Raw genomic sequence first — 14,738 nt, 5'->3', positions numbered from 1 at the left:
TGTGCTTCGAGATAGGCGATCCGAGTTTTCGCCCGGGCGCGCCATGCGGTCCGCGGCGGCCGGCCCGGAACAGTGCCGGTCACTCGAAGACGGCGGGCACGTGCAGCCTCTCCCATGACTTCCGGCCCGGTATGCCGTCAGCGTCCTGGCCACTGAATCCGAGTTTTTCCTGCCAATGCGCGTACGACCTCCGGTCCGCCTCGCTCCACTGCGAGTCGGGCCCGTCGGCGTACTCCGAGCAGCCCTCCGCGATGAGGCGGAAGCCCATGGCCTCGATGATCGGACTGGTCACGGAGGACTGGAAGAAGTCGGCGCCCGGAAAGGGCTCGAATGCAGCGTGCCTTTCCGGAGCCACACGGATCCGCTGTCCGGGGTGGATGATGTCCGGATTCGTGATCTGGGGGTTCCACTCCAGAATCTGCTCCAGCGTCACGCGGTGCATAACCGCGATCTTACCGAGCGTGTCGCCACGTTTCACTGTGTAGAACTCTACTGTTCTTTCCATACGCCCACAGTAAATGAGTTCCCCGCCACGGGAAAGTCGAGAATTCCGTTTCGATTTCACTTTTTGATAGGGAAACGGCTTCCATGGAAAATCTGCTCACAGGCGGACGACGACCAGGGCGATGTCGTCGTCCTGACCACCGCCGGGGACGCCCATTTCGGCCAGCAGTCCGTCGGCGAGTTCCTCCACCGGGAGCGTGCCGGACCGGGCCAGGGCGTCGATCAGCCGGGCCAGGCCGATGTCGATGTCCTCGTCACGGCGTTCGATGAGACCGTCGGTGTAGAGCACGAGGGTGTCCCCTCGGAGGTAGGGCAGACCGGCCTGGGGGCGGGGGACGTGTTCCGGCCGGGCGCCCAGGGGCGGGTCGGTGGCCTGGTCCAGCAGTCGGCAGCCGCCGTCCGGGCTGAGCAGGATCGGCGGTGGGTGCCCGGCGTTGCTGTAGATGATCAGCCGGCTGCGCGGGTCGATGAGCACCTTGGCCACGGTGGTGGCCAGCGCACCGTCGACCGCCCTGGCGTACAGGCCCAGCACCTCCAGGGCCTGTGCGGGGCTGGGCACGGCCCGGATGGCGGCGCTCAGGGCGCTGCGCAGCATGCCCATGACCGCGGCGGCCTCCAGGCCGTGGCCGACGACGTCCCCGATGGCGACGGAGTAGCGGTCGGGCGGCAGATCGACCACGTCGTACCAGTCACCGCACACATTGAGTGATCCGCTGGCCGGCAGGTAGCGCACGGCGATGTCCCGGTGCCTGTCCAGGTCGGGCGAGCGGAGCATGACCTCTTGGAGGGTGACGGCGATCTCACGTTCGCGGGCGTGTGCCCGGCGCAGCCGCTCGTTCAGCTGTTCCAAATCGTGGGAACGGGCGTACGCCTGGGCCGCGATCCCCGTCACCTGGTTGCTCAGCGGCGGGGTGAGCTCCCGGATGAAGGGGGAACGCATCAACTCCGTGACGTCGTCGGCCCGGGCGATGATCCATTTCACGTCGCCGCCCGTCCCCAGGACGGGGCTGGACATCCCGCACCACCAGCGCTCCTTGACCTCGCCCGGCTTGCCGTCGACGGGAATGTCGAATCGCCGCGGCGCCACCACGTCGGGCGCGTGGGAGTCCAGCACACGCTGGAGCGAGGCGCCGAAGTCACGCGCCGCCTCCGGCGCGCCAGGAGTGTCCGGAAACGCTTCCAGGATGGGCCGCCCGGCCAGCTCTTCGCGGCTCCTGCCGGTGGCCTGGAGGTAGGCCCGGTTCGCATGGCAGACCACCAGGTCGGCGTCCAGCACCAGGTACGGATTCGGTGCGGCGTCGAACAGCTCCTCGAAATCGATCTCCGCTGACGTCACGCGTGACCTGCCGATCTCTACAGGCGCGACCGCTGCAACTCCAACCTACGAGCAGCCCGCCGAGCACGCCCGCCGGACGACGCGTCGCGCACTGCACCGCCGAGGCCGCCAGACTGAAGCAGCACCACCTCCGCGCTGCGGACATTCGACCAGACGCCGCGCAGGCGGTCGAGCCCGACCACCTACTGCGCCAGCCGAATTTCTCGTCGGCGGCGGTGCGGGCCCTTTCGAGATGCCCCCGCTTCCTTCGATGAGCGTATGCTCTATTCCGGACGGGGACTGACGCTTTTGTACTCGAGTTGCGCTTCGAGATGGGCAACCCGTGTTTTCGCACGCGTGCACCATACCGACAGCGGCGGCCCGTCACGCAGGCCTGTCATTCGGCTGCGCGTACGGGCCGCCCGGCTTTCAGTTTTGGTCATTCGCTCTCGAACTCACCGTCCTCTACGCCCGCTTCCCGGCGCGGGGCCACGCGAATCCGATCGCCGGGGTGGATGAGGTCCGGATTCTTGATCTGCGGGTTCCACTCCAGAATCTGATCCAGACTCACGTGGTGCATCCGCGCGATCTTGGTGAGATTGTCACCGCGCTTCACTACGTAGAACTGCGTTCTTGTCTTTTCCATGCGTCCAGCCTAAGGCAATTCTCCGCGAGTACAAAGTGCAGAATTCTGTTTCGATTTCACTTTTTGATTCGGAAACCGCTTCTGCCGAAGGCGGCTTCCGCCTGACGGAAGGGCGGTTGCGGTGCCGGGACGGCCGCCCCGACGATGACGGCACGACCAGAGACGGGAGCCAGTGCCCATGCCTCACATGACCGCCTTCGCCAGGAACCAGTGGTACGTCGCCGCCTACAGTCACGAGGTCGGGCGGGAGTTGCTCGGACGGACGATTCTCGGTGAGACGCTCGTGCTCTACCGGACCGAGGAGGAGGGCACGCCCGTCGTGCTGCACGACCGGTGTGTGCACCGGCGGTACCCGCTGTCCGAGGCCCCGACGCGCCTCGACGGCGATCGGATCGTGTGCGGGTACCACGGGTTCACGTACGACACGACCGGTACGTGCGTGTACGTGCCGGGGCAGAAACGGGTGCCGCGCACGGCCCGGGTCGCCTCCTACCCGGTCGTCGAGCAGGACTCGCTGATCTGGGTGTGGATCGGTGACCCGGCGCTCGCCGATCCGCAGAGCATTCCGCGGGCCAGGCACCTCGACTCCCCCGGCTGGGTCACCGTGCGCGGGATGGAGCCCATCGACTGCGACTACGGACTCCTCGTCGACAACCTCCTGGACCTGTCCCACGAGACGTATCTGCACGGCGGGTACATCGGCACCCCCGAGGTCGCCGAGACGCCGATCACGACGGAGGTCGACGAGGGCGCCGGCATCGTCCGGGTCAGCCGGCACATGGACGACGCCGCGTGCCCGCCCTTCTACGCCAAGTCCACCGGCATAGAGGGCCGGATCACCCGCTGGCAGGACATCGAGTACCACGCGCCCTGCCTGTACCTGCTGCACAGCCGCATCGCCCCGGTCGGTGTGCTGCCCGAGGCGGACGGCAGCGACCCGAACGGCTTCCACACCGAGATCACGTACGCCATCACACCGTCCGGCGACGGCAAGGTGTACGACTTCTGGGCCGTCTCCCGCGACTGGGCGACCGACGACGCCGAGGTCACCGAGTTCCTGCGCGGCAACAACCACACGGTCGTGATGCAGGACGTCACCGCCCTCAACCTGCTCCAGAAGACCCTCGGCACCGAGCGCACCGGCTACCAGGAGCTGAGCATCAACATCGACACCGGTGGTCTGGCCGCCCGCCGTATCCTCGCCCGGCTGGTCGAGGAGGGCGAGAAGCCCGTGGAGAAGGTCCAGTGACGAGCCCGACCGGCGAGATCTACCGCATCGACTGGCTGCCCGGCACCGACGTCCTGCACGGCACCTGCCACTGCGGCCGCGAGCACACCGCGCAGGACCCGGTGGAGATGTGGGAGTGGATGCTCGCCCACCCCCAGGGGCACGACGTCGACGAGCCACGAGGAAACAGTTCATGAGCGTCTACGAAGCCGAACTCGTCGTCGAGCGGCGTGAGTTCGCCGCCGACGGCGTGCTCGCCCTCACCCTGCGCCACCCGCTCGGCGAACCGCTCCCGGCGTGGGAGCCGGGCGCCCACATCGATGTCGTGCTCGGCCCCGGGCTGGAGCGGCAGTACTCGCTGTGCGGCGATCCGGCCGACCGGTCGGCCTGGCGGATCGCGGTGCTGCGCGAGCCGGACGGCCGGGGCGGCTCGGCCCATGTGCACGAGCAGGTGGGGCAGGGCGACAAGGTCCGCGTGCGCGGCCCCCGGAACAACTTCGGACTGGAGCCCGCCCCCCGCTACCGCTTCGTCGCGGGCGGCATCGGCATCACCCCGATCCTGCCGATGCTGGCGGCGGCCGAGACCGCGGGCGCCGAGTGGACGCTGCTGTACGGCGGGCGCAGCCGCCGGTCGATGGCGTTCGGCGAGGAACTCGCCCGGTACGGGGACCGGGTGACGATCGCGCCCGAGGACGAGACGGGGCTGCTGGACCTGCCCTCCGTGCTGGACGACGTACCCGAGGGCACGCTCGTCTACTGCTGCGGCCCCGGCGCGCTGCTGGACGCGGTCGAGGAGCGCTGCCCGTCCGCGGTGCTGCGCGTCGAGCGGTTCCGGCCGAAGGAGCAGGAGACGGGCGGCGACACCGGGTTCGAGGTGGAGCTGGCGCGGAGCGGCAGGACACTCACCGTGGCGCCGGACGTCTCCGTGCTGGACGCCGTGCGCGACGCCGGGGTCGAGGTGCTCTTCTCCTGCACCGAGGGCACCTGCGGCACCTGTGAGACCGACGTCCTCGACGGCACCCCGGAACACCGGGACTCCGTGCTCACCCCTCAGGAGCGGGAGAGCGGCGAGACGATGATGATCTGCGTGTCCCGGTGCCTTGGGCGGCGGCTGGTGCTGGACTTGTGATCCGCAGGTCGGCCTCGATCCCGGCGACGGTCGCCAGCAGGTGCGGCAACAGGTCGCGGCGTACGGAGTCGACGGAGTTGCGCCCGGCGTGCACGGCGATGTTGACGGCCGCGACCACCTCGCCGTCCCGGTCCCGCACCGGGGCGGCGACCGACCTCAGCCCCTCCTCCAGTTCCTGGTCGACGACGGCGTAGCCCTGCCGGCGGACGCGGCACAGCTCCGCCCGCAGGGCCTCCGGCGTGATGAGCGTGCGCGGGGTGAGGGGCTTCAACTCCCCCTGGGCGAGCCTGGCTTCGACGTCCTCGTCGGGCAGATGGGCGAGGATCACCCGGCCCACCGACGTCACGTACGCCGGGAACCGGGTGCCGACCGTGATGGACGCGGTCATGATGCGGCGGGTCGGGACCCGGGCGACGTAGACGATGTCGTCGCCGTCGAGGACACAGAGCGAGGACGATTCCCTGACCCGCGCGACGAGTTGCTCGAGGTGGGGCTCGGCGATCTGGGGCAGCGTGTAGCCGGCGAGGTAGGAGTAGCCCAGCTCCAGCACCCGCGGGGTGAGGCGGAAGCGTCGGCCGTCGCTGTGCACGTAGCCGAGGTCGGCGAGGGTGAGCAGGAAGCGGCGCGCAGCCGCGCGCGTCAGTTCGCAGGCCCGCGCGACCTCGCTCAGGGTCAGCGCCGGATGCTCGGCGTCGAAGGCGCGGATCACGGCGAGGCCGCGCTCGAAGGACCGGACGAAATGCGGTGCGCGGGCTTCAGCGGACATCCTGGGCCTCCGGCGTGACGTACGACCGTGCGCTGTGCGCACGCTAGGAGTGCGGATCTCGTGATGTCAACGAGCGGTGCCGGCAAGGGCATTGACCATGGAGCGGACACGGCCATACGTTCTCGCTGAGCACAAGCGTGCTGTCTGCGCACAACCTGTCGGAGAACCACAGCCGGTCCCACAGGAGGAGTCTTGCGTCGTCGTCTCTTCACCCGTCTCGCGGCCGTGTCCGTCCTGCTCGCCGCGGCGGCCTGCGGCTCGTCCGACGGCGGTGGCACCTCGGACGCGGGCGCCTCGTCCGGCGGTGTGACCACCGTCGAGGTCGGGCTCATTCCCATCGTCGATGTGGCACCGCTCTATCTGGGCCAGGAGAAGGGCTTCTTCGAGAAGCAGGGCCTGAAGCTGCGGTTCACCACCGCGCAGGGGGGCGCGGCGATCGTGCCCGGTGTGGCCAGCGGTCAGTTCCAGTTCGGTTTCTCCAACGTGACGTCGCTGATGATCGCCCAGTCCAACAACGTGCCGATCAAGGCCGTCTCGAACGCGATCGCCTCGACCGGTGTCGAGGGCGAGGACTTCAGCGCGATCACCGTGGGCAAGGACAGTCCGATCAGGTCGCCGAAGGACCTGGCGGGCAAGCGGGTCGCCATCAACACCTTGAAGAACATCAACGAGACGTCCGTCCGCGCGTCGGTGCGCAAGGCGGGCGGCGACCCGGACAAGGTGAAGTTCGTCGAGCTCGCCTTCGACCAGATGCCGGCCGCCCTCGACAGCGGGCAGATCGACGCCGCCCAGGTGGTCGAGCCCGCCCTCGCCACCGTCAAGAGCCAGGGCGGACGCGTCATCGCCTCGCCCTTGGTGGACGTGGCACCCGACCTCACCGTCGCGCTGTACTTCACCTCGACCCGGTACGCCCAGCAGAACCCGCAGGTGGTCGAGAAGTTCCGGAAGGCCACCGCCGAGTCCCTCGCCTACGCCGACGCCAACCCGGACGAGGCCCGCCGGATCGTCACCACGTACACGAAGATCCCGGCGGCGGTGCTGGAGAAGGTGACCCTGCCCAAGTGGCCGGCGGAACCGAACCGCGCCTCCATCGAGGCACTGATGAAGCTCGGCGAGGACGACGGCCTGTTCAAGTCGACGCCCGATCTGGACAAGCTGCTGCCGTGAGGGACACCGACGCATGAGGGGTGTGAACGCCGCACTCGGTGCGGCCGGACTCGCCGCCTTTCTCGCCCTGGGCGAGGCGGTGCCGCGGCTCGGCCTGGTCGAGGAGACCTACTTCCCGCCCACCAGCCGTATCGCCGCAGCGCTCGCGGACGAGACGGCCGACTCGGCCTTCTGGACGGCGCTCGGCGACACGCTCACCGGCTGGGCGCTGGGCCTGGCGATCGCGTCCTGCGCGGGGATCGTGGTGGGTGTGCTGATCTCGGTCGTGCCGCATCTGCGCGAGGCGACGGCCTCCACCATCGAGTTCCTGCGCCCGATCCCCTCGGTCGCGCTGATCCCGCTGGCGGTGCTGCTGTACGGCACCGAACTGCGCTCGGTGCTCCTCCTCGTCGTCTACGCGTCGTTCTGGCAGGTCCTGATCCAGGTCCTGTACGGCGTCCAGGACGTCGACCCCGTCGCCGACGAGACGGCGCGGTCGTACGGTCTCGGTACCTGGGCGCGGATCCGGCACGTGCTGTGGCCGACCGCGCTGCCGTACGTCATGACCGGCGTCCGGCTGGCGGCGGCGGTCGCGCTGATCCTCGCCATCACCTCCGAACTCGTCATCGGGGCACCGGGGCTGGGCAAGCGCATCGGGGTGGCACAGGCCTCGCAGGCGGTGCCCGAGATGTACGCGCTGATCGTGGTGACCGGCCTGCTGGGTCTGCTGATCAACGTCGGCGCGCGCACGGTGGAGCGGCGGGCGCTGGCCTGGCACCAGTCGGTGCGCGGGGAGGTGGCGGTGTGAGGCGTCCGCTGCTGCGGCTGGTGTTCGCCGGCGCCCTGCCGGCCCTGCTGGTCACGGTCTGGTGGGTGGCGTCCGCCGGCAGTACGGACGTGTACTGGCCGCCCCTGCGGACGATCCTGGAGGCCTTCCCGGACGTGTGGACGGCGGAGCGCCTGCGGGGTGACGTACTGCCCAGCGTGCTGCGGCTGGCGGGCGGTTACGCGCTGGCGGCGGTCGTGGGGGTGGCGCTCGGCACGGTCATCGGGTCGTACCGGCGGGTGCGGGCGGTGTGCGAGCCGGTCCTGGAGTTCCTGCGGGCGGTGCCGCCGCCGGTGCTGGTGCCGGTCATCATGCTGTTCGCGGGGATCGGCGACACGATGAAGGTCACGGTGATCGCGGCCGGCTGCGTGTGGCCCGTCCTGCTCAACACGGTCGAGGGCGTGCGGGCGGTGGACCCGGTGATGGCCGAGACGGCGCGCTCGTACGGCATCACGGGTGTGGCGCGGCTCAGGAAGCTGGTGCTGCGGTCGGCGAGCCCGCAGATCTTCGCGGGTCTGCGCCAGGCCCTGTCCATCGGCATCATCCTCATGGTGATCAGCGAGATGTTCGCCGCGAGCAACGGGCTCGGCTTCACCATCGTCCAGTTCCAGCGCGGCTTCGCGATCCCGGACATGTGGACCGGCATCCTCGTGCTCGGTCTGCTCGGCTTCCTGCTGTCGGTCGTCTTCCAGTGGGTCGAGCGGCGGGTGCTCGGCTGGTACCACGGTCTGCGCGCCTCGGCCCGGCGATCGCCGTGAGCCTCTCGAAAGGGCGGTCCATGCTCGACGTACGGGGTCTGAAGAAGGTCTACGCGGGGTCGGGGCGGCGGGTCGAGGCGGTCCGCGACCTCACCTTCACCGTCGGCGCCGGTGAACTCGTCTGTCTCGTCGGGCCGTCGGGCTGCGGCAAGACGACACTGCTGAAGTGCGTGGGAGGGCTGCTCGCGCCGACCGGCGGTGAAGTGCTGCTGGAGGGGCGCAAGGTGAGCGGTCCGCCGCCCGGAATGGCATTCGTCTTCCAGGAGTACGGGCGCAGCCTCTTCCCCTGGATGCGGGTCGGCGAGAATGTCGAACTTCCGCTGAGGAAGAAGGCCTTGAGCAAGGCCCGGCGCCGGGGCCTGGTCCGCGACGCGCTGGAGTCGGTGGGGCTGGCTGACGCCGTGGGGGCGTATCCCTGGCAGCTGTCGGGCGGTATGCAGCAGCGGGTCGCCATCGCCCGGGCGCTGGCGTACGAGCCCCGCGTGCTGCTGATGGACGAGCCGTTCGCGGCGGTGGACGCGCAGACCCGGGCCGATCTGGAGGACCTGGTCCGGGGGCTGTGGCGGGAGCGCGGCATCACGATCCTGTTCGTCACCCACGACATCGACGAGGCCGTCTACCTCGGGGAGCGGGTGATCGTGCTGTCCGCGTCCCCCACGGTTGTCCGGGAGCAGCTGAAGGTCGATCTGCCGGTCGAGCGGGATCAGTTGCACACGAGGGTGGATCCGCGGTTCGCCGAGCTGCGTACGCATGTGTACGAGCAGATCCAGGCTGCGAAGAAGGGGGCCGTCGCGTCCTAAGAGCTCGGTCCGGTCTGCCGTCTGGAGGCTGCGGGTCGTGGGGGCTGGTCGCGCAGTTCCCCGCGCCCCTAAGGGGCGCTTGCCCACAGTCCCCGGATGTGTCCGAGGTGACGGGTCATCACCGCCCGTACAGCCTCCTCGTCCCGGGCGAGCAGCGCGTCGAGGATCTCCAGGTGTTCCTCGGCCGATGCCTCCAGCCGTCCCTGCTCGGCTAGCGCGGTCAGGCCGTACAGGCGCGAGCGGCGTCTGAGGTCCCGTACGACGTCGACGAGGTGGTCGTTGCCGGCGAGGGCCAGCAGGCCGAGGTGGAAGCGCAGGTCGGCCTCGACGTAGGCGATGAGGTCGCCGGCCGCGGCGGAGGTGACTATCTCCTGTGCGACCGGCCGGAGTTCCTCCAACGCCACCGGGTCGGCCGTGGCGGCGAGGCCCGCCGTCGTGGGGATCTCGATCAGCGCGCGGATGTGGGTGTACTCGTCGAGCTGCTTGTCGGAGACGGCGGTGACGCGGAAGCCCTTGTTGGGCACGGTGTCGACGAGGCCTTCCTTGGCGAGGTCGAGCATGGCCTCACGCACGGGGGTGGCGGAGACCCCGAAGCGGGCGGCGAGGCCGGGGGCCGAGTAGACCTCGCCGGGGAGCAGTTCGCCTGCGATCAGGGCGGCTCGCAGCGCGTCCGCGACCCGCTCCCGGTGGCTGGGTTTCCTGCTGCCCAGCACGGGCAGGGCGGGGGTGTGCTGCGGGGCCATGACGGTCGGGGTTCCTCTCGTGGTCGGACGTGTGCGGCTTACAGGACGAACCCGGCCGGGAACGGGTCCTCGGGGTCCAGCAGGTACTGGGCGGTGCCGGTGATCCAGGCGCGTCCGGTGAAGCTGGGCAGCACGGCCGGGTGACCGGCCACCTCGGTGGTGCCGAGCAGTCTGCCGGTGAACCGGGTGCCGATGAAGGACTCGTTCACGAACTCGGTGTGCAGCGGGAGTTCGCCGCGCGCGTGCAACTGTGCCATGCGGGCGCTGGTGCCCGTGCCGCACGGCGAGCGGTCGAACCAGCCGGGGTGGATGGCCATGGCGTGCCGGGAGTGGCGGGCGGTCGAGCCGGGGGCCGCCAGGTAGACGTGGTGGAGGCCGTGGATGGACGGGTCGTCCGGGTGGACGGGCGGGTCCTCGGCGTTGACGGCGGCCATGAGGGACAGGCCGGCCCGGAGGATGTCGTCCTTGCGGGACCGGTCGAAGGGCAGGCCGAACCGCTCCAGCGGCAGGATGGCGTAGAAGTTGCCGCCGAAGGCGAGGTCGTACGTCACGGTCCGGCCGTCGGCGAGGGTGGCCTCGCGGTCGAGGCCGACGGCGAAGGAGGGCACGTTCCGCAGGGTGACCGATGTGGCGGCCCCGTCCGCCACGGCCACCTCGGCGACGACCGGGCCCGCCGGGGTGTCGAGCCGGATGGTGGTGACCGGCTCGGTGACCTCGACCATTCCGGTCTCGACGAGCACGGTCGCCACGCCGATCGTGCCGTGCCCGCACATCGGCAGATAGCCGGAGACCTCGATGTAGACGACGCCCCAGTCGCAGTCGGGCCGGGTCGGCGGCTGGAGGATCGCGCCGCTCATGGCGGCGTGACCGCGCGGCTCGTTCATCAGCAACTGCTTGATGGTGTCGCGGTGTTCACGGAAGTACAGCCGTCGCTCGTTCATGGTGGCGCCGGGGATGGTGCCGATGCCGCCGGTGATGACGCGGGTCGGCATGCCCTCGGTGTGCGAGTCGACGGCGTGCAGGACGAGTCCGCTGCGCATGATCCCGCCTTCCCTCACGCCAGTCCGGCCGCGACGGCCTTCTCGGTTGCGGTCCGGACGGCGGCCTCCTGCTCGGGCGGCAGCGGCATGCGCGGCGGGCGGCAGGGTCCGCCGTGGCGGCCGACCAGGTCCATGGACAGTTTGATGGCCTGGACGAACTCCACGCGTGAGTCCCACCGCAGCAGCGGATGCAGCTGCCGGTACAGGGACCGCGCGGTGTCGAGGTCGCCGTCGACGGCCGCGTGGTACAGCTCGACCGAGGCCTGCGGCAGCGCGTTCGGGTAGCCCGCCACCCAGCCCTTGGCGCCCGCGACGGCCAGCTCCAGCAGGACGTCGTCCGCGCCGATCAGCAGGTCGAGTTCGGGGGCGAGCTCGGCGATGCGGTAGGCCCTGCGGACGTCTCCGGAGAACTCCTTCACCGCACGGATGTACCCCTCGCCGTGCAGCCGGGCGAGCAGCTCGGGCACGAGGTCGACCTTGGTGTCGATCGGGTTGTTGTACGCGACGACCGGCAGGCCCGTCTTCGCGACCTCGGCGTAGTGGGCGAGGACGGAACGCTCGTCGGCGCGGTAGGCGTTCGGCGGCAGCAGCATCACCGCCCGGCAGCCCGCCTCGCCCGCCTGCTCGGCCCAGCGCCGGGACTCGGCGGACCCGTACGCGGCGACGCCGGGCATGACGCGCTGCCCGCCGATCGCGGCGACGGCCGTCTCGACCACCCGGGCACGCTCCTCGGGGGTGAGCACCTGGTACTCGCCGAGGGAGCCGTTCGGCACGACGCCGTCGCAGCCGTTCTCGACCAGCCAGGCGCAGTGCTCGGCGTACTTGTCGTAGTTCACGGAGAGGTCGTCGTCCAGCGGGAGCGCGGTGGCGACGAGGACGCCGTGCCAGGGGCGGTGGTCGGTCATGACAGTTCCTCCTGGGTGTGTTGCCGTGCGAGGACGCCGAGCGGTACGGGACGGGCGAGGGGCCTTCTGGAAGGGGCGGGCGGGCAGCCGGCGAGACCCGCGACGGCGGACTGGCACATCCGGCCCTGGCACCAGCCCATACCGGCCCGGGTCAGCAGCTTCACGGTGCGCTCGTCGCCCGCTCCGAGGTCCAGGGCGTCGCGCACGGCACCGGCGGTGACCTCCTCGCAGCGGCAGACCACGGTGTCGTCGGTGACCTGCTCGGGCCAGTGCGCGGGCGGCGCGTACGCGGCGTCGAGGGCGGCCGCTGAACGCCTGAGGTTCGTGCGGGCCTTGAGGGCGGTGGGCGCCGGGGCGGGGGTGGTGCCGCGCAGGTGGGCGGCGGCGGAGCACCCGGCGATGTGCCCCTCGGCGAGGGCGAGGGCCGCGCCGCCGATACCGGTGGACTCGCCTGCCGCCCACACACCGGGGACGTCCGTGCGCTGCTCGGCGTCGACGGCCACCGCCAGCCCGTCCAGGCCGCAGCCGAGGCCCTCCGCCAGGTCGGTGTGCGGGAGCATGCCGTGGCCGACGGCCAGGGTGTCGCAGGGCAACTGCCGCTCGGTGCCGGGCCGGACGCGTCCGGCGGTGTCGAGAGCGGCGACCGTGACTCCGGTCAGCCGGTCGTCGCCGTGGGCGCGGACGACGGTGTGGCGGGCCAGGACGGGCACGCGGTGACGCAGCAGCCGGGCGGCGTATCCGGCGCCCTCCGGGAGCCTGCCGGCCAGGGCCCTGCCGTGGCGGGCCAGGCGCCCGGGGCCGGTGGACTCGACGAGTGCGGCGACCTCGACGCCGGCCGCCGCGAGCCCGGTCGCCACGGGCAGCAGCAGCGGCCCGGTCCCGGCCACGATGGCCCGCCGTCCCGGCACCACAAGGCTGCCCTTGAGCATGGCCTGGGCGCCCCCGGCGGTGACGACGCCAGGGAGGGTCCAGCCGGGGAAGGGCAGCACGTGTTCGTATCCGCCGGTGGCCAGGAGCACGGCACGGGCGTGCACCTCGGCCGGCTCCTCCTGCTCCGGGCCGAGCAGCGCGTGCACGGTGAAGCCGCCGGACGTCCGCTCCACACACCACACATGGTGGTCCGTCAGCACACGGACGGAACTGGCGGCGAGGCCGTCCCGCAGCCGCTCCCAGGTGCGCCACCGGTGGTGCAGCGTCTCGGGCCGCCCGGCCCCGAGAGCGGCGGCGGGCTGCCGGTAGAACTGTCCGCCGGTCTCCGTCGCCGCGTCGACGAGCACGACCCGGGCGCCGCGCGCGGCCGCCGCGAGTGACGCGGCCAGCCCGGCCGGACCGGCGCCGATCACGACGAGTTCAGCCCGCATGACCGTCTCCCCCGTCGTCCGCCCTCACCTGGTCCACGCCCGCATGGCCCGTCCCCTGCTGCGTGCCGATCACGTCTCCCGGCCGCACCGCTACCAGACAAGCGCGTTGGTTGGGGCGGTCGTTGACGGTCACCAGGCAGTCGAAGCAGACGCCGATCCCGCAGAACACTCCCCGCGGACGGCCCTCGCCCCGGGTGGTGCGCCAGGAGGTGACGCCCGCCGCCCACAGCACGGCGGCGACCGTCTGACCCGGCAGCGCCCGGACCGGCCGCCCGTCGAACGTGACCGTGAAGGCGGGGCCGGGCCTGGCCCCCGCCAGCTCCAGTGGATTCACTCGGCCTCCTCGGGAAAGCGGTCGGGCCGGAACGGGACGAGATCCAGATCGGGCGTCCGCCCGGTCAGCGCCTGCGCGATCAACTGCCCGGTGCCGGTGGCGAGACCGATGCCGGCGCCCTCGTGCCCGCAGGCGTGCAGCAGTCCGGGCGCCCGCGGGTCGGGGCCGATCGCGGGCAGATGGTCCGGCAGATACGGCCGGAAACCCGCGTACGTCCGCATGGCCCGGACTCCGGCGAGGAACGGGAAGAGCCGCGTCGCACCCGCCGCCAGCGCCCGCAGTGCCGGGAGCGACAACGAGCGGTCGAAGCCGACGCGTTCGCGGCTGGCGCCGATGAGGACCGGCCCGGCGGGGGTGCCCTCGACGACCGGGGAGGTCTGGAGGGCCGCCGAGTCGCTGGCGACGTCGGCCACGTAGTCGGCGGCGTACACCTTGTGCCGGATGCGGGGCGGCAGCGGCTCGGTGACCAGGACGAAACCGCGCCGGGGCAGCACCGGCAGCGACACCCCGGCGCGGGCCGCCACCTCGCCGCCCCAGGTGCCGGCCGCGTTGACGACGGCCGGGGCGTGGATGTCGCCCCGTCCCGTACGCACTCCGCGCACCGCGCCGTCGGGGCCGCGCAGCACCCCGGTCACCTCCCGGCCGGTGAGCAGCCGGGCGTTCGAGGCGCGCAGCAGGTGGGCCGCCGCCAGAGCGGGCATCACTTGGGCTTCCTGCGGGTAGTGCACGCCGCCCGCGAGGCCGGGGGCCAGACACGGCTCCAGGTCGGGGAGCCGGTCGGGCGCCACCGGGACCGCTTCGACCCCGGCCGCGCGCTGCCCGGCGGCGAGTCTCTCCAGCCCGGCCAGCGCCTCGCCGGTGCCGGCGACGACGACCCCGCCCTTGGCCTCGTACTCGACCGCCTTCCCCAGCCCCTCCCGGGCCAGTTCGGCCCACAGCCGGGCGGACAGCAGGGCCAGGTCGAGCTCGGGGCCGGGTTCCTTGTCGGAGACCAGGAGGTTGCCCTCCCCCGCGCCGGTCGTGCCGCCGGCCACCGGGCCCCGGTCCACCACGACGGTGTCCAGGCCCGCGCGGGCCGCGTACAGGGCGCAGGCGGCGCCCACCACTCCGGCTCCGACCACTACGACATCGCAGGTCAGCGGCTCGCTCACGTCAGTACTATGTCACACACCACAGTGTCTGGGAATGGGGCGAACGCCGGGGATGCGGTGCTGTGGTGACGGGGAACCCGGCGGGG

17 protein-coding genes are annotated in these 14,738 nt (G+C 71.4%); 7 read left to right on the top strand and 10 right to left on the bottom strand.

The features are described 5' to 3' along the window. Positions 1–79 precede the first annotated feature (79 nt). From ABFX81_RS04605 to ABFX81_RS04590, 3 genes are all read right to left on the bottom strand, one after another. A complete protein-coding gene (locus tag ABFX81_RS04605) occupies positions 80–442 on the bottom strand; it encodes a peptidoglycan-binding protein (RefSeq protein ID WP_428837132.1) in 363 nt (120 codons plus the stop codon). A gap of 159 nt (positions 443–601) precedes the next feature. Then, the gene (locus ABFX81_RS04595) at positions 602–1,840 is read right to left on the bottom strand and encodes a SpoIIE family protein phosphatase (protein WP_086839944.1); all 1,239 of its coding nucleotides are present in this window, start codon (positions 1,838–1,840) and stop codon (positions 602–604) included. 418 nt (positions 1,841–2,258) lie between these two features. Next, entirely contained in the window at positions 2,259–2,465 is a 207-nt protein-coding gene (locus ABFX81_RS04590) for a LysM peptidoglycan-binding domain-containing protein (RefSeq protein ID WP_086839942.1), read from the bottom strand. Between the two features lie 178 nt (positions 2,466–2,643). Between ABFX81_RS04590 and ABFX81_RS04585 the strand changes: the two genes are divergently transcribed. Genes ABFX81_RS04585 through ABFX81_RS04575 form a run of 3 tightly spaced genes read left to right on the top strand, consistent with a single transcriptional unit; the run spans position 2,644 to position 4,822 of the window. Then, entirely contained in the window at positions 2,644–3,714 is a 1,071-nt protein-coding gene (locus tag ABFX81_RS04585; RefSeq protein WP_346137646.1) for an aromatic ring-hydroxylating dioxygenase subunit alpha, read from the top strand. Then, positions 3,711–3,890 (top strand): hypothetical protein, encoded by a 180-nt coding sequence (locus ABFX81_RS04580; RefSeq protein ID WP_059416872.1) that lies wholly within the window; start codon positions 3,711–3,713, stop codon positions 3,888–3,890. Before ABFX81_RS04585 ends, ABFX81_RS04580 begins: the two co-directional genes overlap by 4 nt. Next, positions 3,887–4,822 (top strand): PDR/VanB family oxidoreductase, encoded by a 936-nt coding sequence (locus ABFX81_RS04575; RefSeq protein ID WP_346137645.1) that lies wholly within the window; start codon positions 3,887–3,889, stop codon positions 4,820–4,822. Before ABFX81_RS04580 ends, ABFX81_RS04575 begins: the two co-directional genes overlap by 4 nt. Here the strand turns inward: ABFX81_RS04575 and ABFX81_RS04570 are convergent. Beyond that, complete coding sequence (locus ABFX81_RS04570; RefSeq protein ID WP_086855073.1) at positions 4,737–5,588, bottom strand: IclR family transcriptional regulator domain-containing protein; 852 nt, start codon at positions 5,586–5,588, stop codon at positions 4,737–4,739. The two genes, ABFX81_RS04575 and ABFX81_RS04570, sit on opposite strands and share 86 nt — an antisense overlap. Positions 5,589–5,780: 192 nt before the next feature. Between ABFX81_RS04570 and ABFX81_RS04565 the strand changes: the two genes are divergently transcribed. Genes ABFX81_RS04565 through ABFX81_RS04550 form a run of 4 tightly spaced genes read left to right on the top strand, consistent with a single transcriptional unit; the run spans position 5,781 to position 9,118 of the window. Then, positions 5,781–6,755 (top strand): ABC transporter substrate-binding protein, encoded by a 975-nt coding sequence (locus ABFX81_RS04565; protein WP_086855072.1) that lies wholly within the window; start codon positions 5,781–5,783, stop codon positions 6,753–6,755. Positions 6,756–6,768: 13 nt separating this feature from the next. Continuing rightward, positions 6,769–7,542, top strand: a complete 774-nt coding sequence (locus ABFX81_RS04560) for an ABC transporter permease subunit (RefSeq protein ID WP_086855071.1) — start codon at positions 6,769–6,771, stop codon at positions 7,540–7,542. Then, the gene (locus ABFX81_RS04555) at positions 7,539–8,318 is read left to right on the top strand and encodes an ABC transporter permease subunit (protein WP_086855070.1); all 780 of its coding nucleotides are present in this window, start codon (positions 7,539–7,541) and stop codon (positions 8,316–8,318) included. The genes ABFX81_RS04560 and ABFX81_RS04555 overlap by 4 nt, the downstream gene beginning before the upstream one ends. A gap of 20 nt (positions 8,319–8,338) precedes the next feature. Beyond that, positions 8,339–9,118 (top strand): ATP-binding cassette domain-containing protein, encoded by a 780-nt coding sequence (locus tag ABFX81_RS04550; protein WP_086855069.1) that lies wholly within the window; start codon positions 8,339–8,341, stop codon positions 9,116–9,118. A 68-nt stretch (positions 9,119–9,186) separates the two neighbouring features. Here the strand turns inward: ABFX81_RS04550 and ABFX81_RS04545 are convergent, their stop codons facing one another. From ABFX81_RS04545 to ABFX81_RS04520, 6 genes are read right to left on the bottom strand one after another with little or no spacing between them, the layout of a single operon-like run. Next, entirely contained in the window at positions 9,187–9,861 is a 675-nt protein-coding gene (locus ABFX81_RS04545; RefSeq protein WP_086855068.1) for an FCD domain-containing protein, read from the bottom strand. A 38-nt stretch (positions 9,862–9,899) separates the two neighbouring features. Next, entirely contained in the window at positions 9,900–10,901 is a 1,002-nt protein-coding gene (locus tag ABFX81_RS04540; RefSeq protein ID WP_086855067.1) for a proline racemase family protein, read from the bottom strand. 14 nt (positions 10,902–10,915) lie between these two features. Further along, positions 10,916–11,806 (bottom strand): dihydrodipicolinate synthase family protein, encoded by an 891-nt coding sequence (locus ABFX81_RS04535; RefSeq protein ID WP_086855066.1) that lies wholly within the window; start codon positions 11,804–11,806, stop codon positions 10,916–10,918. Further along, on the bottom strand, positions 11,803–13,167 hold the full coding sequence (locus ABFX81_RS04530) for an FAD-dependent oxidoreductase (RefSeq protein ID WP_346137644.1): 1,365 nt from the start codon (positions 13,165–13,167) through the stop codon (positions 11,803–11,805). The genes ABFX81_RS04535 and ABFX81_RS04530 overlap by 4 nt, the downstream gene beginning before the upstream one ends. Beyond that, entirely contained in the window at positions 13,157–13,501 is a 345-nt protein-coding gene (locus ABFX81_RS04525; protein WP_346137643.1) for a (2Fe-2S)-binding protein, read from the bottom strand. The genes ABFX81_RS04530 and ABFX81_RS04525 overlap by 11 nt, the downstream gene beginning before the upstream one ends. Next, positions 13,498–14,652, bottom strand: a complete 1,155-nt coding sequence (locus ABFX81_RS04520) for an NAD(P)/FAD-dependent oxidoreductase (RefSeq protein WP_346137642.1) — start codon at positions 14,650–14,652, stop codon at positions 13,498–13,500. The genes ABFX81_RS04525 and ABFX81_RS04520 overlap by 4 nt, the downstream gene beginning before the upstream one ends. Positions 14,653–14,738 lie beyond the last annotated feature (86 nt).

The sequence above is a fragment of the Streptomyces coeruleofuscus genome (genome assembly GCF_039532725.1).
GTDB classification, from domain to species: domain Bacteria; phylum Actinomycetota; class Actinomycetes; order Streptomycetales; family Streptomycetaceae; genus Streptomyces; species Streptomyces coeruleofuscus.
This window is presented reverse-complemented; position numbering and strand designations above follow the sequence as displayed.